The sequence below is a fragment of the Pseudomonas sp. LBUM1668 genome, assembly GCF_059695715.1.
Genome location: NZ_CP166787.1, coordinates 3,506,969 through 3,524,706, shown reverse-complemented (window position 1 = coordinate 3,524,706; position 17,738 = coordinate 3,506,969). Strand labels below are relative to the sequence as shown.

Below are 17,738 nucleotides of genomic sequence, written 5' to 3'. Positions count from 1 at the left end.
GGACTCTGACTTTGTGGCGAGGGGATTTATCCCCGACGGCCTGCGCTGCAGGACTTTATTTGAATCAAGAGAGGGGCCGCTGCGCAGCCCATCGGGGATAAATCCCCTCGCCACAGGATCCCCTCACCATAAGAAACGTTGTTATTTGGCCGTGCGTTTGGTTGTGCCGGTAGCCTTGCTGCGCGTCGATTTGCGTTTTTTCTTCCACGGTGTAGCCGCTTTGCCGGTAGGCGGTGGGCCGCTGATGGTCAGGCTCAGAGCCGAGCAGCGAGTCACCTGCTTGCTCATCCACGCCGCTTGCTTGGTGACGAATTCTTCCAGGCTCATCTCACCGCTCTGCACCATGTCCAGCGCCTGTTCCCAGATCGCCGTGGTGCCGGGGTCGGCAATCGCTCGGGGTACGGCGTCGATCAGGCTGAACGCCGCCGGTGTTGCCGCGAGTGCCTTGCCGTTTTTCACCAGATAACCGCGATCAAGCAAACCCTGAATGATCGACGCACGGGTGGCTTCGGTGCCGATGCCGGTGGTGTCCTTGAGCTTCTGTTTGAGCAGCGGATCTTCCACCAGTTTGGCAACGTTCTTCATCGCCTTGATCAGATCGCCTTCGGTGTAGGGCTTGGGTGGCTGCGTCCACAAATCCTTGAGTTTCACATCAGCGACGGCGCAGTCGATACCTTGGCTCAGCGTCGGCAAGGTTTGCGGTGCCGGCGCTTCACGACCCTTGCTCGGTGCCAGTGCCTCGGGCAATGCGCGCTTCCAGCCCGGTTCGATGATCTGTTTACCAACCGCACGCAACGCTTCACCGGCGCAATCGAAATCAGCCTGAGTGCGGTCGTATTCATGGTTGGGTAGAAATTGCGCCAGATACCGCGCGCGGATCAGTGTGTAGACCGCGCGGTGCTTGCCCGTCAGGCGTTCTAGGTTCTTTGCCGCAGCGGTGGGGATGATGCCGTGGTGCGCGGTGACCTTGCTGTCGTTCCACGCCCGGGAGCGACGTTGCGGCTCGAGAAAGCCTTGCAGCGCTTCGAGGCTCGGGTCGGCCTGACGCAGTGCCGCGAGAATCCCCGGTGCCTCACCGTGCTGGCTCAGCGGCAGAAAACCGCAATCGCTGCGCGGATAGGTGACGACTTTGTAGGTTTCGTAGAGTGCCTGGGCGATGTCGAGGGTTTCCTGCGCACCGAGGCCGAGTTTCTTTGAGCAGACTTCCTGCAACGTACCGAGGTCGAAGGGCAGGGGCGCCACTTCACGCATGCGCTCGGTGCGCAGCTTGACGACCCGGGCAGTGGCGGCGCTGCCGATCGCGGCGGCGGCTTGTTGCGCGAGTGCCTGATTCAAACAACGATCCTGATCATCACAGACGTCCGGCGGCGCACGCCATTGCGCGGTAAACGGCGTGCCGTTGTGCAGCAGATGCACATCGATCGCCCAAAACGGCACCGGTACGAAGTCGGCGATGCTGCGATCGCGATCCACCACCAGGCGCAACGTCGGCGTTTGTACTCGACCGACCGGCAACACACCTTGATAACCCGACTGTCGGCCGAGCAGGGTGAAGAGGCGGCTCATGTTCATGCCGATCAACCAATCGGCCCGGGAGCGACCCAGTGCCGAGTGATAGAGGCTGAAAGTCTCTGCACCTGGCTTCAGCGCGGCCAAGGCCTTGCGGATCGACGCCTCGTCCAGTGCCGACAGCCACAAGCGGCGGATCGGCCCGCGATAGCGGCAATGCTCGACCAGTTCCCGGGCAATCATCTCGCCCTCACGGTCGGCGTCGGTGGCGATGATCAGTTCGCTGGCCTCGCCGAGCAGGCGTTTGACTGCTTTGTACTGACTGGCGGTGCGCGGCTTGACGGTCATTTTCCATTTGTCCGGAATGATCGGCAGATCTGCCAGTACCCAGCGCTTGTAGCGTGCGTCGTAGGCGTCCGGCGGAGCGGTTTCCAGCAAATGGCCGATGCACCAGGTCACCGTGACGTCTGTTCCCAGCCAGCAGCCGTCGCCCCGGCGCCTGGCACCGAGTACGGCCGCAATGTCTTTGGCCTGGGAAGGTTTTTCACAGAGGTACAGCCGCATAGCCACCACGTCGATCAATGTCCGAAGAGGTGCACAGAATGGCCGCACTTACGCCCATGGGCAACTTTTATCTGTATGGATATACAGATAAAAAGGGTTGCGGGAAGTGACTGGCATCGCGGCGACGCGGTTAGCGTTCAAGATTGCCGTTCGGCCGTGAAGTCCACCTGAACCTGACACATGCGCTATACCTGAACCGGTCTGTTCGCCGTATCAGGAGAGCCCCATGAAAACCTCCGGCCCCAGCCCCGTCATCACCCTCGAACAACTTACAGGTTGCCTGCTGGTGAAATTCCATGGCATCCAGGTTGCCGCATCCTCCCACGCGATGATCCTCAACGAGGCCAACTACCCGCCGGTTTACTACGTCCCTCGCGAAGACATCGACGAAAAGTATTTCGCCCGCACCGACCACACCAGTTACTGCCCGTACAAGGGCGACGCCAATTACTTCAGCCTGCAGGTGCCGGGGCATGAGGGGGCGAATGCGGTGTGGACTTACGAGAAACCGAAAATATCGGTCGATCAGATCAAAAACTATGTGGCGTTTTATCCGGATCAGGTGAAGTTTGAGGTGATCAAGGCAGATGCCTGACCTCTCGCTGAGGAGGTTCAAGTGGGGTGGTGAATTCTGTGGTGAGGTGATTGTGTGGTGAGGGGATTTATCCCCGATGGACTGCGCAGCAGGCCCTTTTTTAAGGGGGCCGCTCCGCGACCCATCGGGGATAAATCCCCTCGCCACAGGGGTCCTCACCACAGGGTCTGTGGCGAGAGGCAACTTTCAGTTCTTGTCCAGATCGATATTCTTCGTCTCGCGCAGAAAGATCATCCCCACCACCAGGCTCACCCCGGTGATCAACACCGGGTACCACAGCCCGTAAAAAATATCCCCGGTGTACACCACCAGCGCAAACGACACCGTCGGCAGAAATCCGCCGAACCAGCCGTTGCCAATGTGGTACGGCAGCGACATCGAGGTGTAGCGGATGCGGGTCGGGAACAGTTCGACCATCAGCGCCGCGAGCGGGCCGTAGCACATGGCGGAGATGATGATCAGCGCCACGATCAGGGCGACGATCATCGGTTTGTTGGTCTGCTGCGCATCGGCCTGTTGCGGATAGCCGGCGAGGGTGATTGCGCCGCGTAAGGCCGATTCATCGAAGCCGTCGAGTTTCACGTCGCCAACACTGACCTGTACGGCGCTGCCGGCCGGTGCGGCGGCGCTTGAGTAGGGCAGGCCTTGTTTGACCAGGAAGGTTTTGACCTTGTCGCACGGGCTGTCAAATTTCGCCTTGCCCACCGGATCGAACTGGAAGGTGCAGGTTGCAGGGTCGGCCAGCACCGTGATTGGCGCCTGACGGCTGGCCTGATCGATCGCCGGGTTGGCGTAATGCGCGAGGGATTTGAAAATCGGGAAGTACAGCACCGTCGCCAGCAGCAGGCCGAGCATCAGCACCGGTTTGCGCCCGACCTTGTCCGACAGCCAGCCGAAGAAAATGAAGAACGGCGCGCCGATCACCACGCTGATAATCAGCAAGGTGTTGGCCAGCGCCGGATCCATTTTCAGAAACTGGGTGAGGAAGAACAGCACGTAGAACTGTGCCGCGTAGAAGGTCACGGCTTGCCCGGCGTTGATGCTGAACAGGGCGATCAGCACGACTTTGAGGTTTTCCCATTTGCCGAAGGATTCGCGGATCGGCGCTTTCGAGGTTTTGCCTTCCTCTTTCATCTTCAGATAGGCCGGCGACTCGTGCAGGCTCAGGCGAATCCAGGTGGAAATGCCCAGCAGCACAATCGACAGCAGGAACGGAATTCGCCAGCCCCACACTTCAAACTGGTCGCCCGTAAAGTAGCGGCAACCGAGCACCACCAGCAGCGACAGCAGCAGGCCGAGGGTCGCGGTGGATTGAATCCAGCTGGTGTGGAACCCGCGTTTACCCATCGGCGCGTGCTCTGCGACGTAGGTTGCGGCGCCGCCGTACTCGCCACCGAGCGCCAGGCCCTGAAGCATGCGCAGCACCACCAGAATGATCGGCGCGGCGATGCCGATGCTGGCGTAGGTCGGCAGCAAACCGACGCAAAATGTTGCCACACCCATCAGAATGATCGTCGCGAGGAAGGTGTATTTGCGCCCGATCATGTCCCCCAACCGACCGAACACCAGTGCTCCGAACGGCCGCACGATGAATCCGGCGGCAAACGCCATCAGCGCAAAGATGAACGCCGTGGTGTCGTTGACTCCGGCGAAAAACTGCTTGCTGATCACTGCCGCGAGGGCGCCGTAGAGGAAGAAGTCATACCACTCGAACACCGTCCCCAGTGATGAAGCGAAGATGACTTTGCGTGTATCCGGGCTGGTGTCCGCGTTGTACGCGGCGTCCAGCGGCTGAGCGTGTTCTGACATATCGGTTCCCTCACAGTGATTGTTTTTGTTGTTCCACTGGTGTTGCGTGTCCGGGTGCTGCGCGATGCCTTGAATTAACGCGGTTCCCTGTAGGAGCTGCCGAAGGCTGCGATCTTTTGATTTTGTTTTTTACAATCAAAAGCAAGGTCACAGGATCGCAGCCAGCGGTGAACTCCTACAGGGTTTCGGTGAGTTCGGGTTTTTGGGTTTGGCTCCTTTTTTCCGGGTTGAGGATCAGTTGCGCGGCCTTCTCGGCAATCATCAGCGTAGGCGAGCAGGTGTTGCCCGAGATGATCCTCGGCATGATCGAGGCGTCGGCAACGCGCAAACCGGGCACGCCGTGTACGCGCAACTGCGCATCGACCACCGCATCGCCGTCATTGCCCATGCGGCAGGTGCCGACCGGATGGAAAATCGTCGTGCCGATCCGCGCCGCCGCTTCGTGCAGTTGCTCCTCGCTTTGCAGGCTGTCGCCCGGCAAATACTCGACTGGTTTGAACGCTTGCAGGGCAGGGGCGCTGACGATACGTCGGGTCAGGCGGATGGCGTCGGCGGCCACGCGCAGGTCTTCGGGGTGGCTCAGATAATTGGGTTGAATCAGCGGCGCCTCTTGCGGATCCGCCGAGCGAATTTCGATGCGGCCACGACTCTGCGGACGCAAATCGCACACCGACGCGGTGAAGGCCGGGAAGCTGTGCAACGGCTCGCCAAAACGCTCCAGCGACAGCGGTTGTACGTGGTATTCAAGGTTTGCCGACGTCTGCTCCGGCCCCGAGCGGGCAAACGCGCCCAACTGACTCGGCGCCATCGACAACGGCCCGCTGCGGTCGTACAGATAACGCAGACCCATGCCCATCTTGCCCCACACACTGCCGGCGATCTGGTTGAGGGTGCGGGCGTTTTCCAGTTTGTAGATCAGGCGCAGTTGCAGGTGATCCTGCAAATTGCCGCCAACCCCCGGCAACTCATGAATCACGCCAATGCCGAGGCGTTCCAGCAGCGGTCGCGGGCCAATCCCGGAGCGCTGCAGAATGCTCGGCGAGCCGACCGAACCGGCGCACAACACGATCTCTTTGCGCGCCTTGAACTGTTTGCCCAGGCCTTCATGACGCGCACTGACAGAAGAGGCGCGACCGTCCTTGAGCAAAACACGATCGACCTCAACCCCGGTCAGCACCGTCAGATTCGCCCGGTCACGTATCGGTTTGAGAAAGGCTTTGGCCGCGTTCCAGCGCACGCCGGCCTTCTGATTGACCTGAAAGTAACCGCAACCCTCGTTGTCGCCCTGATTGAAGTCCTCAACAGAGGCAATCCCACTTTGTTCAGCGGCGCTGCGAAAGGCATCCAGAATCGGCCACGACAAACGCTGTTGTTCGACCCGCCATTCACCCTTGGCGCCATGAAATTCAGCGTTGCCAGCAAAGTGGTTTTCGCTCTTTTTGAATAGCGGCAGCACGTCGTTCCAGGCCCAGCCCGGATTGCCTTCCGCCGCCCAGCCGTCGTAGTCGTTGGCCTGGCCGCGCATGTAGATCATGCCGTTGATGGAAGAACAGCCGCCAAGCACTTTGCCGCGCGGATAGCTCAGGCTGCGACCTTGCAGACCGGGTTGCACTTCAGTCTTGAAGCACCAATCGGTGCGCGGGTTGCCAATGCAAAACAGGTAACCGACGGGGATATGAATCCACGCATAGTTGTCGCGTCCGCCAGCTTCGAGCAGCAACACGCGCTGATGTGGATCAGCCGACAGCCGATTGGCCAGCAAACACCCGGCGGGGCCTGCGCCGACCACGATGTAATCGTATTCATCGAGGGAAGTCTGCATTCCCTGACCTCGCTTTTTGTTTTTATTGTCGGACACTCTAGTTGTTAGCTTTCGTTAAAAGAATGTTAGTTTTTGCGCAGCCGCTGTGCGTTTTCGAACAGCCTTGATGACCCTCGCTGACAAGGACACGCCATGTTCGACTGGAACGACCTGCGGTTTTTTCTCGAGTTGCAACGCAGTGGACGCTTGCTCACCGCGGCCCGCCGTCTGAACACCACCCACGCTACGGTCGCCCGTCACATCGAGGCCATCGAAAAAAGCCTTGGCACTGCGCTGTTCGTTCAGCACGCCCAAGGCTACGAAATGACCCCGGCCGGGGAGGCGCTGCTCAAGCACGCCGAAGCCATGGAAAACGTCGCGTTGCTGGCTCAGGAGGAAATCACCCAATCCACCGCACCACTGGGCAAGATTCGCGTCGGTGTCACCGAAGGTCTCGGCGTCAAGTTCCTCGCCAGTCGCATGATTGGTCTGTTCGAGCGTTACCCGGGCCTGGAAGTGGAATTGGTCGCGGTGCCGCGCTTCGTCAGCATCCTCAATCGCGAGGCGGAAATCAGCATTCATCTGGAGCGCCCGGCGGCGGACATGCTGGTTACGCGCAAACTCACCGACTATCGACTTGCGCTCTACGCCAGCCAGAAGTACCTCGATAACGCGCCGCCATTGCTCAGCCGCGAAGACCTCGGGCGACATGCGTGGATTGGCTACGTCGATGATCTGCTGTTCAGTCAGGAGCTGATGTTCCTCAACAGCTTCTGCCGCAGCCCTCGCGTGGTGTTCCATAGCACCAGCGTCATCGCTCAGCAGGAAGCCGCGCGTTCGGGATTGGGCATTGCGGTATTGCCTTGTTATATGGCGGCGTCTGACCCGGATCTGGTGCCATTGCTGCCGGATGAGAGCATCGAGCGCAGTTACTGGATCAGCACGCGGCGCGAGTTGCACAAGTCGGTGCGGTTGCGGGTGGTTTGGGATTATGTGGTGGGGTTGTGTGAGGCGGAGCAGGGGTTGTTGCTGAACCTTTAAGATCAAAAGATCGCAGCCTTCGGCAGCTCCTACCCCGATCTCTGTAGGAGCTGCCGAAGGCTGCGATCTTTTGATCCTATGACTCACATCAGGGGTTGACTGATATATGGATATCCGTATATTCGGTTTTCCATATGTACGAGTCCGGTCCCATGATCACCCCCACCGAAGTCTTCAAAAGCCTGGCCGATGAGACCCGCGTCCGCGCCACCCTGTTGATTGCCGATCAGGGTGAGTTGTGTGTCTGCGAGCTGATGTGCGCCCTCGACGACAGCCAGCCAAAGATCAGCCGTCACCTGGCACAACTGCGCAGCAACGGTTTGCTGCTCGATCGCCGCCAAGGCCAATGGGTCTATTACCGCCTCAATCCGGACCTGCCGGATTGGGTTCGCGAGATCCTGCAAGTGACGTGCAAAGCCAATGCCGACTGGCTCAAGGACAACGCCTCGCGTCTGCACAAGATGGATGGACGTCCTGTCCGCGAAGCGGCGTGCTGCTAAATCATTAATATCTGCTGGAGCAACCCATGCGAATCCTGTTCATGTGCACGGCCAACAGTTGCCGCAGCATCCTCTCCGAAGCAATGTTCAACCACCTGGCGCCGTCGGGATTCGAAGCGCTGAGTTCCGGGAGTTTCCCCAAAGGCCAGGTGTTGCCACGCAGTCTCTCGACCTTGCAGCAGGCCGGCATTGCCATCGACGGCTTGTACAGCAAGGGTAACGATGCGTTCGAAAGCAACCCGCCGGATATCGTCATCACCGTCTGCGACAAAGCCGCTGGCGAAAGCTGCCCGGTGTATTTCGGCCCGGCACTGAAAGCCCATTGGGGGCTGGAAGATCCGTCCGAAGTGAGCGGTGACGAAGTCGCGATTGACGCCGCTTTTCGCGCCACCCTGGCGCGCATCGAGCAACGCTGCAAAGCCTTCCTGGCATTGCCTTTCAACCGCCTCAGCCGCGACGAACTCAAACTCGAACTCGACCGAATCGGTACGCTTTAAGGAGGACTGACAATGTCCGACCACTTGCCCAATCTTGATCCAACCCTGTTCGAAGGCTTGCCAACCTCAGCCTCGGGCGAACACAAACCACGCATTCTGTTGCTCTACGGATCGACCCGCGAGCGCTCGTTCAGCCGCTTGCTGGTAGAGGAGGCTGCGCGCCTGCTCGAACATTTCGGCGCCGAGACGCGCATCTTCAATCCGTCTGGTTTGCCACTGCCTGACGACGTCCCGGTCGACCATCCGAAAGTGCAGGAACTGCGCGAACTGGTGCTGTGGTCGGAAGGCCAGGTCTGGTGCTCTCCGGAACGCCACGGCGCGATGTCGGCGGTGTTCAAGGCGCAGATCGACTGGGTGCCGCTGGAGCTTGGCGCGGTTCGCCCGACTCAGGGCAAAACCCTGGCAGTGATGCAGGTGTGCGGCGGCTCGCAGTCGTTCAACGTCGTCAATCAATTGCGCGTGCTGGGGCGCTGGATGCGCATGTTCACCATCCCCAACCAATCCTCGGTGCCCAAGGCCTGGATGGAATTCGACGAAGCGGGGCGGATGAAACCATCGCCGTTCTATGACCGCGTCGTCGATGTGATGGAAGAGCTGGTGAAATTCACCGTGCTGCTGCGCGACCGTCAGGACTTTCTGGTTGATCGCTACTCCGAACGCAAAGAAAGCGCCGAGCAACTGATGGCGCGGGTCAACCAGCGTTCGATTTGAGGGCAACCCGACGAACGTTGCACAAACCTTCTAGCCGCACGCAGCCGATTGTGGATTACTGCGTGCAGCCCATCACTGTATGCAAGCCATGAGCAACTGGATCAACCTCAGCCACGACCGCGAAACCGGCATCGAAACCCTGCACGCGCATTTCGCCGGGCACGCGCACGCGTACGATCCGCACTGGCACGAAACCTACCTGATCGGCTTCACCGAGCAAGGCGTACAGCGCTTCAACAGCCGCAGAGCTCGGCATGACAGCACGCCGGGCAAGGTCTTCATGCTCGAACCGGGCGACATCCATGACGGCGATGCGCCGAGTCCTGAGGGCTTCACCTATCGCATGCTGTACCTGCAACCTTCGTGGCTGGAACAGGCGCTGGACGGTTTGCACCTGGGCAGTTACGGCAGCGGTTTGCCGGGCATTGGCAGCGTATTGAATGACGACCCGGAACTGGCTCGGGCAACGTTGTTTGCGTTCAACGCGCTGCATCAACAAGACGTGCAAATGGTCCGAGACGTGGCGCTGGACACGTTGCTCGAACGCCTGGCTTCGCATTTGTACAAGCGCCCGCAGGTATCCACCGCCAACCGGGCACCCTTGATCGCCCGACAGGCCCGGGATTACCTCATGGCCTACCACGAACAAGACATCAGCCTGCACACCCTCGCACAAGTCTGCGGCACCGACCGCTTCCGCCTGACCCGGGCGTTCAAGGCCGCTTATGGTTTGGCACCGCACGCCTGGCTGATTCAGCTGCGCCTCAGCCGTGGCCGCCAGATGCTCGCCGCCGGCGTGCAACCGGCGGACGTCGCCAGCAGACTTGGCTTCTCTGACCAAAGCCACCTCGGCCGCTGGTTTGTACGCGCCTACGGCATCACCCCCGGCGCCTATCAACAGCGCGCCACAGGCATCATCCGCCGCTGAACAAACGTTCAAGACTGCCGCTCAGCCAATTGCCAAAGTAAGCCCTGACTTCCTAAAGGGCCGTGCCATGCTTGCGTTCATCCTCTTCGCCTTCGTCGCCTCCATCACCCCGGGCCCGACCAACCTGATCGTCCTCAGCACCAGCGCCCGACGTGGCTGGCGACCGTGCCTGCCGATCATCCTCGGCGCCGGCATGGGCGCAGCCTCGCTGGTTTGGGTGGCGGGCGCCGGCGCCAGCACGCTGATGCTGCCCGGCGTACGCCCGATCATCAGCGGCCTCGGGTTGTGCTGGATGCTGTGGCTGGCGTGGCAGATTTTCAGTGCGCCGGTCACCGACATCGGCGCCGCTGCAGGGGAAGAAAAAGCCGAGATGGGCCTGATTGGCGCGGCGTTGTTGCAATGGGTAAACCCCAAATCGTGGTTCATGGCGATTGCCGTGATCAGTGTGTTCACCGCTCAGGGGCAAGGGCTGAATGCGCTGTGTCTGGTGTTCTTTCTGGTGTCGTTGCCGTGCCTCGCGATCTGGGCGTTGCTGGGGCGGGGCGCTGCGCGATGGCTGAGTAATCCGGCGCAGTTGCGCTGGTTGAACCGGGGGCTGGCCGTGTTGCTGGTGGTCTCATCGGCGACTGCGATCTTGCACAGCTGACGCTCAGGATAAGCGGGCCGGGCCTGGCCGATCATTGTCCATGCGGTACCGACAACGTCGCGCGCAGGCCGCCCTCAGCTCGATTGACCAACGTAATCCGTCCACCCAAACGCGTTGCGATGGTGTTGACGATGGTCAGCCCCAATCCCGCACCCTGAGGATTGCCACGGCTGTAGAAACGTTCGAACAACCGCTCTCGATCCTCCTCATCAATGCCTGGCCCTTGATCTTCGACACGCAAATGGCAGAAGCCGTTGTCCTCAGTCAGCGTGACGGTGATCACGCCGTGTTCCGGTGAGAAGTTGGCGGCGTTGGTGATCAGGTTGTTCAGGGCAATATCGATGGCAGTGGCGCTGGCCATGACGTGGAACGGTTCGGCGCTGTCCTCGAAGGTCAGTTCCAGCTGTTTGCTCAGCAGCCACGGTGTCAGTTGCACCAGGCTGTTGCGCACGGTTTCGCTGAGGTCGATGCGTTGCAGCGGCGGCGGGTCGGATTTCGGTTCGAGGCGTGCCATGGTCAGCAACTGGTTGACCAGACGGCTGGTGCGGTCGACGCCGGAGATCAGAAATTCCAGGGATTCGCGGCGCTCCTGCTCGGTGCCGGCCTCCAGCAGGTTTTGCGCATGCACGCGCAGCACCGCCAGCGGGGTGCGCATTTCATGGGCGGCGTCAGCGATGAAGCGGCGTTCGCGGCCGAGCACTTCCTGAATCTGCGCGAGCATGCGGTTAAGGGCTGCCTGCATGGGTTCCAGTTCGCTGGGTAGCGGCGTGAGTTGCAATGGCTCCAGCGAACCACTGTGGCGGGCGCGCAGGGTGGCGGCCATGTTCGCCAGAGGCTTAAGGCCCCAGCCGATGGCGAGCCAGATCATCGCCGCCAGAATCAGGCTGCCGAGCACGTTCGGCCACAGGGTGTGCCGGACGATGCGGTCGACCAGGTCGGCGCGCACATCATCGCGCTCGCCAACCCAGATGCGCAGGCCGTTCTGCTTGTCTTCCAGCATGAACGCCCGCCATTGCCGGCCTTTCAAATCCACCACGTCGCTGAAGCCCGGTCGGGTCGGCGGTGCGGTGAAGGAAGGCGCGCTAGCAGTGTGTACCAACACTTCACCTTTGGGGTTCCATACCTGAAAGGCGATCTTGCTTTCGTAAGGATGACCATCAACCCGTGGCTTGGCTTCGCCCAAGGCCTGATTGAACGCTTGATACAATTGCGCGTGCTCGGTACTCGCCATCGGCATGCGCATCACGCCTTGCAACAGACGCGCGTTCTGCGCCAGTTGAGCATCGTAGACTTCAGCGATTTCGTGGTTACTGTCATGCACGTTGAATGTGCTGAGCACTGCCAGGCCGGTCAGCAACAGGCCGATGATCAGCGTCAGCGTGCGGCGTCGGATTGAAGTCATCGGCGCTCCTCCACCAGATAACCCACACCACGGATGGTGCGGATCAGGTCGGTGGAGAATTTCTTGCGCAGGTGATGGATATGCACTTCCAGAGTGTTACTTTCCGCTTCCTCATTCCAGCCGTAGAGCAACTGGATCAGCTGATCGCGGGTCATCACCCGGCCCGGCGGCGAGAGCAATTCGTGCAGCAACTGATATTCCTTGGGTGTCAGCGCCACTGGTTGGCCCTGATAGCTGACCTGCTGGGTGCCGGGGTTGAGGCTGATGCCGGCGTGTTCGATCAGCGCCTGAGCGCGCCCCGCACTGCGCCGCAACAGAGCGCGCAAACGCGCCTTGAGTTCTGCCAGATCGAACGGTTTGACCAGATAATCGTCGGCCCCGGCATCGAGCCCGGCGATGCGGTCTTCGGTGGCATCGCGGGCGGTAAGAATCAGCACCGGCAGATTCGAACCGCTGTCGCGCAAACGGCGCAGCACTTCGATGCCGTCCATGCGCGGCAGACCGAGATCGAGTACCGCCAGGTCGAAAGTTTCACTGAGCAGTGCATGCAATGCGCTGGCGCCGTCCTTGAGCCAGTCGACGGTGTAACCCTCACGCCCCAGCGCCTGATGAATGCCTTCACCGAGCGCGACGTCATCCTCAATCAGTAATAAACGCACGCGCACTCCTTCAGTCGAGTTTCTTGTTGACGTCCACCAGCAGGGCGGCGATCTCTTTGCGGCGCCCGGCGTCGGCGCTTTCCCGGCCTGGGCGCGGAGCGGCTTGCAGGGCTTTTTGCAGCGCTGCCTTGGCTTCAGCGTAGCGTTTTTCACGGTAGAGGTGATCACCCCAGAAGTACAGGCTGTCGATGCCGTTGGGGTTCAGTTGCAACGCCTGCTTGAGCAATTGCTCGGCCTTGTCGCTGTCACCAAAACCGATCGGCCAGCCCGGCACTCGGTCGTACAGCGCGGCGAGGCTGGTGTAGGCTGAGCCATTCAAGGCTTTGGGATCCAGGGTCAGGGATTTTTCCAGGTCAGCCTTGGCGTCCTTGGCTTTGCCCAAGGCGCCGAGCCCACCCTCGGCACCGGCCCAACTGCTGGTGACGATGCCCTTCCAGATCCACGCTTCGGCCACGGCGGGGCGTTGCGTGGTAAAGGCAGTCGCCTCGGTTGATAGCTGTTCGAAGGCGGCGGCGCGCTGTTTTTCCGCGACTTCATATTGGATATGCGCCCAGCTCTGCTGGATCCCGGCAAGGCGTTGTTGATCGGCGGCGTCCAGCGCCCAGACAGATTGGCTGAGGGCACCGAGCAGCAGGCAGGCGAAGGCTTTTTTCATGGTTTGAGGGTCTCGTTGTCGGTTTTTTCGCTGAAGCGTCGGATCAGCGGCAACTGCTTGCGCAGGCCACGATCCACCAGATGCGGCAGTAAATTGTTCAGGCGTACGAAGAACCGCTCGGGCCAGCCCAGATACAAATCGCGGCGATCGCCGGCGATTGCGTGCATCACCGCCGACGCCACGGTTTGCGGATCATCGACGTTGGCCTTGAGTGCATCGTTCAAGGCTTGCGCGGCCGTGCTGTTCATCGACGTGCGGGTGGCACGCGGCGCGACGTAAAGAACGCTGACCCGCGTGTCAGCCAGCTCCCGGCGCAGCGCTTCGGAGAAACCGCGCAAGGCAAACTTGCTCGCGCAGTAACTGGCATAACCGGCATAGCCGATCGAGCCATAAGTGGAGCCAACATTGACCACCATGGCGCTGTCCGCCTGCTTGAGCAGCGGTAACAGCAGTTTCGTCAGGCAGATCGGCGCACTGACATTCACCGCCAGCATGGCGTTGATGTCGCTGTCATCGAGCTGTTCGAGCATGGCGAAGTGGTTGACCCCTGCCGCGTTGATTAGCAGGTTGATGCCGCCGATGGCTTCGGCGGCGACCAGCACTTTGTGCCGGTCGCTGAGGAAGGTCAGGTCGGCGCCGATCCAATACAGATTTTGCGGATAACGCTCAAGCAACGGTAGCAGCGCTTCCTGATGCCGGGCCACGGCCAGCACCCGCGCACCGGCGGCGCACAAGGCACTGGCGATGGCCATGCCGATACCGCCACTGGCGCCGGTCAGGACAACACGCGCTTCATGCAGCTGCATGTTGAGCCTGCACTTCACGCGGCAAGCCACGGAACATATCGGTGTACAGGCGATACACGACTTTCGAGGCGTGGATCACGGCGGCCTGGTCTTGCGGGTCCTCGAGCTGGTCATCAGTCGGCGGTAGGTCTGCATGTGCTCGATGTCCAGCGAACCGTGAGAACTGAGGTAGCTGAACGCCGTTTCCGGCAACCCCAGACGCTCGCGAATGCTGCCCGCCGCGTGGGTGGCCAGGGCAATGCTGGTGCCCTCAAGCACATTGACCATGCCGAACAGCCCCACCGGATTGCCCCGGGCGATCAGGTCGTACAGGAAGCTGACCATCAACTCGATCGACAGCGACGGCTGACCATCACGCACCGAATCACGATCACCGCCACTGGCGGCAATGTCGTTGAGCACCCACTGTTCATGGCCGTATTCATCCTCGATGTACTCGCACACCGCTTTGCGCAACCACTCCAGGCGTGTCGGCAAACGCGCGCCGCAAGCCATCATTAACGGCACCGTGTGGCGCACGTGGTAATAGGCCTGGGCGAGAAATTCCCGATAGCTCTCAAGGCTGACCTTGCCTTGCAGCGCATCAACGATGATCGGCAGGTTGAACAGCTCGTGGCGTTCCTGTTGTGTGGCTTCTTGCAGGGTGTCGAAAAAACTCATGATGCGGATGCCTCGCAGATAACGGATTCGGTCAATTGGGCGTGGTACTGCGCGACGATGGCTTCGCGGCGCGGGCGGCCATTGGCGGTAAGCAGGCCATTGGCGGCGGTGAAGGGTTGGGATAGACGCGTCCAGCGGTGTACTTGGGCGTAATCGGGCAAAGCTTCGTTCGCTTCGGCGACGGCCGCAGCCAGATCAGCGTCGCTGCAATCGGCGCGATGCGGCCAGAGCAGGGCGTGGTTGTGCGGCATCGCTTCGCCGTAGACGAAGGCCTGGGCGATGTGGCGGCGCTGGGTCAGCTCCGACTCGACCCATTCCGGGTTGACGTTGCGCGCGAAACTGGTGACGAACTGATGCTTCTTGCGACCCTTGAGAAAGAGGAAACCTTCCGGGTCGAACTCGCCCAGGTCGCCGCTCGGCCACCATTCTTCGGCGTACGGCGCATCCCCCAGGTAACCCAGCAGCGGCGAACCCTTGATCAGCACTTCGCCGTCTTCGGCCAGCCGCACTTCGACATGCGGCAGGGGCCTGCCGACGCTGCCTGGGCGCCGGGCACCGGGGCGATTGAGGCACACCACCGATGCACATTCGGACAAGCCATAACCTTCGTAAACCGGCAGGCCGACACGTTGCGCACGGTGCAGCAGATCCTCGGAAACCCGCGCGCCGCCGACGGCGGCAAAACGCAGTTTTTGTGGATTGAAGGCTTTTTGTTCGGCGGCACTGACCAGCATCAGCAACAGCTGCGGCACCAGAATCAGACTCTCCGGTGCACGGCTGGCCAGATAGCCCAGCAGACGCGGCACATCGACGCCGCTGGCGCCCTGAATGCCGAGGGTTTTCTGGCTCGGCAGGCTCAACATCGCACCGGCATACAGCGCCGCATAACAACCGAGGTTTTCCAGCAGAATCGCCAGCGGCAGCAGGGCCAGATGATGTTGTGGATCAGTCGGTTCACTGGCCTGATCCAGCTCACGGGCCACACGCAAAAAACTCTCGGCACTCAAACACACGCCTTTCGGCGTGCCGGTGGTGCCGGAGGTAAACGTCAGTTTTGCGGTGCCGGCGGGCATGCTGCTTGGGCCACTGAATGTGCGGCACCAGAACTCGCCGTTCTTCACATAACCGGCGCCGAGCAACTCGGCCTCCAGCTCTGGCTCGACAATCACCCGTTCAGCCTGACTCAGCTCCAGACAATGGGCGCGTTGCGCCGGGCTGAAAAACGGCGGCAGCGTCACACAGGTCAGGCCTTCGAACAGCACCGCCAAATCCCAGAGCATCGCGTCGACGCCGTTATCCAGCACCAGTGCGACCACTCGCACATGTTCATCGCGCAAACGCTCCTGGCGATACAGCACCTCGGCGTACAGGGTCGTGTAATCGATTTTCAGCGTATCGCCCCACAGCGCGACCGCGTTGTCGTTGCGCCCGGCATGGCTGCGCAGGGTTTCCTGAAAACGTTGCAGTTCAAGCGACATGGAAAGCTCCTTCAATCGAAGTCGGCAATCCCAGCCGGTTAAACAGTCCGATATTGCGCAAATGGATAAACCCGGCGCGGATGTTGCCGACGTGAACCCAAGGTTTGCTTTCGTAATAACTGCCCCAATGTTGACGCTCGTCACCCAGTCGCTCCGGGTCTGCGGCGCACAATGTCACTGGATTCAGGCCGAGACGATGGAAGCTGTTGACCAACCCGATATTGCCGGTGAACGTCACCCACTCCAGACCGCCCATGGCCAGTAAATAGGTGATGGCGATGATGCTCAGGCGCGCACTGCCGGTGTCGCTGGCGGCTAGGTTGCCGACTTCGACAATGCCGTTGCGCGTCACCGGGCGATCCGCCGCCGCGCTGATCAGTGGTTCGATCGGCTCATCCAGATAGCGCTCAAGAAACAGCGGCTCTAAATGAGCGCGACGTACACCGGCCACCGCGCACAGCTCACCTGCGGCGTTGTGCACGCCGAACAGCTCGGGCATGAACTGGCGGATGTCGGCGCCGTGGGCCTTGCGAAAGCGTTGCTGAATGAACGCTTCGAACGCTGTTCGTTGTGCGTCGTCGGGCAAAGCATTCGTCAGCATCATCTGCGGCGCTTCGGTTTGGCCGAAGTGCAGGGGCAGGGGGATGTTCCAGTCGAAATCGGGCATGGGCAGGACGCCTCCCTCAAAGATTTGAGCGAAGTATCCGAGCCATTTCTTAACGAAGTCTGAAGGTGAAAAAAGGTTAATCCACGGGCCGATCTTCAGACTGTCTTAAGACTGACCGGGCAGGGTGACACCGTCGGTTCGCCCGGCCAAAGGAACGTGACCGTCGACCCCATCGACCGTCATCCACGACAATCACGAGGCGCATCTTATGACTCGCGACAACGCCGCAACCCGTTATGGAAAACTTTCAATCACGATGCACTGGCTGATGCTGGTGCTGTTCGTCGGCGTTTACGCCTGCGTCGAAATCAAGGGCTACATGCCCAAGGGCAGCGAAGCGCGCGGCCTGCTGATGGGCTTTCACGGCCTGTTCGGCGCCAGCATCTTCGCCCTGGTGTGGCTCCGCTTGCTCGGCCGCCTGACCCCGCGCCCACTGATCACCCCCAACCCCCCAGCGTGGCAAACCGGCCTCGCGCACCTCACGCACCTCGCCCTCTACGGCCTGATGATCGCCACCCCGATCCTCGCCTGGCTGATGCTCGCCGCCGGCGACAAACCGTTCCCGTACTTCGGCTTCCACATACCGGCACCGGTCGCCATCGACCCAGACTTCGCCAAACGCCTGAAGTACTGGCACGAACTGATCGGTAGCGCCGGCTACTGGCTGATCGGCCTGCATGCGGTGGCGGGGTTGTTTCACCATTACTGGGTGCGCGATAACACGCTGGTGCGGATGCTGCCGGGGCGCGCAGGTTCCCGCTAACCCCTGTAGGAGTGAGCCTGCTTGCGATAGCGCCTGTTCGGCCAGCA

At 60.9% G+C, this 17,738-nt stretch carries 17 protein-coding genes and 1 pseudogene; 8 read left to right on the top strand and 10 right to left on the bottom strand.

The features are described from left to right. Positions 1–141 precede the first annotated feature (141 nt). On the bottom strand, positions 142–2,073 hold the full coding sequence (locus tag ACA061_RS15790) for a DNA topoisomerase III (protein WP_497299585.1): 1,932 nt from the start codon (positions 2,071–2,073) through the stop codon (positions 142–144). A gap of 226 nt (positions 2,074–2,299) precedes the next feature. Here ACA061_RS15790 and ACA061_RS15785 point away from each other — a divergent pair, with 226 nt between their 5' ends. Further along, positions 2,300–2,668 carry a DUF427 domain-containing protein gene (locus tag ACA061_RS15785; RefSeq protein ID WP_150615313.1) on the top strand — a complete coding sequence of 123 codons (369 nt, stop codon included), beginning with the start codon at positions 2,300–2,302 and terminating at the stop codon, positions 2,666–2,668. Between the two features lie 186 nt (positions 2,669–2,854). Here the strand turns inward: ACA061_RS15785 and ACA061_RS15780 are convergent, their stop codons facing one another. After that, a complete protein-coding gene (locus ACA061_RS15780; protein WP_150615314.1) occupies positions 2,855–4,477 on the bottom strand; it encodes an MFS transporter in 1,623 nt (540 codons plus the stop codon). A 175-nt stretch (positions 4,478–4,652) separates the two neighbouring features. After that, the gene (locus ACA061_RS15775) at positions 4,653–6,299 is read right to left on the bottom strand and encodes a GMC family oxidoreductase (protein ID WP_497299584.1); all 1,647 of its coding nucleotides are present in this window, start codon (positions 6,297–6,299) and stop codon (positions 4,653–4,655) included. Between the two features lie 132 nt (positions 6,300–6,431). Here ACA061_RS15775 and ACA061_RS15770 point away from each other — a divergent pair, with 132 nt between their 5' ends. The 6 genes from ACA061_RS15770 (at position 6,432) to ACA061_RS15745 (ending at position 10,601) form a co-directional block, all read left to right on the top strand. Further along, positions 6,432–7,319, top strand: a complete 888-nt coding sequence (locus ACA061_RS15770) for a LysR family transcriptional regulator (protein ID WP_210699817.1) — start codon at positions 6,432–6,434, stop codon at positions 7,317–7,319. Between the two features lie 152 nt (positions 7,320–7,471). Beyond that, positions 7,472–7,819, top strand: a complete 348-nt coding sequence (locus ACA061_RS15765) for a metalloregulator ArsR/SmtB family transcription factor (protein WP_210699818.1) — start codon at positions 7,472–7,474, stop codon at positions 7,817–7,819. Positions 7,820–7,845: 26 nt separating this feature from the next. Continuing rightward, entirely contained in the window at positions 7,846–8,316 is a 471-nt protein-coding gene (locus tag ACA061_RS15760; protein ID WP_150602844.1) for an arsenate reductase ArsC, read from the top strand. Between the two features lie 12 nt (positions 8,317–8,328). Next, the gene (gene arsH / locus ACA061_RS15755; RefSeq protein WP_497299583.1) at positions 8,329–9,027 is read left to right on the top strand and encodes an arsenical resistance protein ArsH; all 699 of its coding nucleotides are present in this window, start codon (positions 8,329–8,331) and stop codon (positions 9,025–9,027) included. 88 nt (positions 9,028–9,115) lie between these two features. Further along, positions 9,116–9,955 (top strand): AraC family transcriptional regulator, encoded by an 840-nt coding sequence (locus tag ACA061_RS15750; protein WP_497299582.1) that lies wholly within the window; start codon positions 9,116–9,118, stop codon positions 9,953–9,955. A 67-nt stretch (positions 9,956–10,022) separates the two neighbouring features. Further along, a complete protein-coding gene (locus tag ACA061_RS15745) occupies positions 10,023–10,601 on the top strand; it encodes a LysE family translocator (protein ID WP_497299581.1) in 579 nt (192 codons plus the stop codon). A 31-nt stretch (positions 10,602–10,632) separates the two neighbouring features. Here ACA061_RS15745 and ACA061_RS15740 read toward each other — a convergent pair whose 3' ends face one another. From ACA061_RS15740 to ACA061_RS15710, 7 genes and pseudogenes are all read right to left on the bottom strand, one after another. Beyond that, the gene (locus ACA061_RS15740; RefSeq protein WP_150615321.1) at positions 10,633–12,003 is read right to left on the bottom strand and encodes an ATP-binding protein; all 1,371 of its coding nucleotides are present in this window, start codon (positions 12,001–12,003) and stop codon (positions 10,633–10,635) included. After that, entirely contained in the window at positions 12,000–12,662 is a 663-nt protein-coding gene (locus tag ACA061_RS15735; RefSeq protein ID WP_150602839.1) for a response regulator, read from the bottom strand. Before ACA061_RS15735 ends, ACA061_RS15740 begins: the two co-directional genes overlap by 4 nt. 10 nt (positions 12,663–12,672) lie before the next feature. Then, positions 12,673–13,317, bottom strand: coding sequence for a tetratricopeptide repeat protein (locus ACA061_RS15730; protein ID WP_150602838.1), 645 nt, complete (start codon positions 13,315–13,317; stop codon positions 12,673–12,675). Beyond that, entirely contained in the window at positions 13,314–14,123 is an 810-nt protein-coding gene (locus ACA061_RS15725; RefSeq protein ID WP_497299580.1) for an SDR family oxidoreductase, read from the bottom strand. The genes ACA061_RS15730 and ACA061_RS15725 overlap by 4 nt, the downstream gene beginning before the upstream one ends. Further along, positions 14,110–14,783: pseudogene (locus ACA061_RS15720) on the bottom strand (iron-containing redox enzyme family protein). The gene ACA061_RS15725 and the pseudogene ACA061_RS15720 overlap by 14 nt, the downstream one beginning before the upstream one ends. After that, positions 14,780–16,261, bottom strand: coding sequence for an AMP-binding protein (locus ACA061_RS15715; RefSeq protein ID WP_497299579.1), 1,482 nt, complete (start codon positions 16,259–16,261; stop codon positions 14,780–14,782). Before ACA061_RS15715 ends, ACA061_RS15720 begins: the two are co-directional and overlap by 4 nt. Then, complete coding sequence (locus tag ACA061_RS15710) at positions 16,251–16,928, bottom strand: thermostable hemolysin (RefSeq protein ID WP_497299578.1); 678 nt, start codon at positions 16,926–16,928, stop codon at positions 16,251–16,253. The genes ACA061_RS15715 and ACA061_RS15710 overlap by 11 nt, the downstream gene beginning before the upstream one ends. 208 nt (positions 16,929–17,136) lie before the next feature. Between ACA061_RS15710 and ACA061_RS15705 the strand changes: the two genes are divergently transcribed. Then, positions 17,137–17,691, top strand: a complete 555-nt coding sequence (locus tag ACA061_RS15705) for a cytochrome b (protein ID WP_497299577.1) — start codon at positions 17,137–17,139, stop codon at positions 17,689–17,691. Positions 17,692–17,738: the final 47 nt, after the last annotated feature.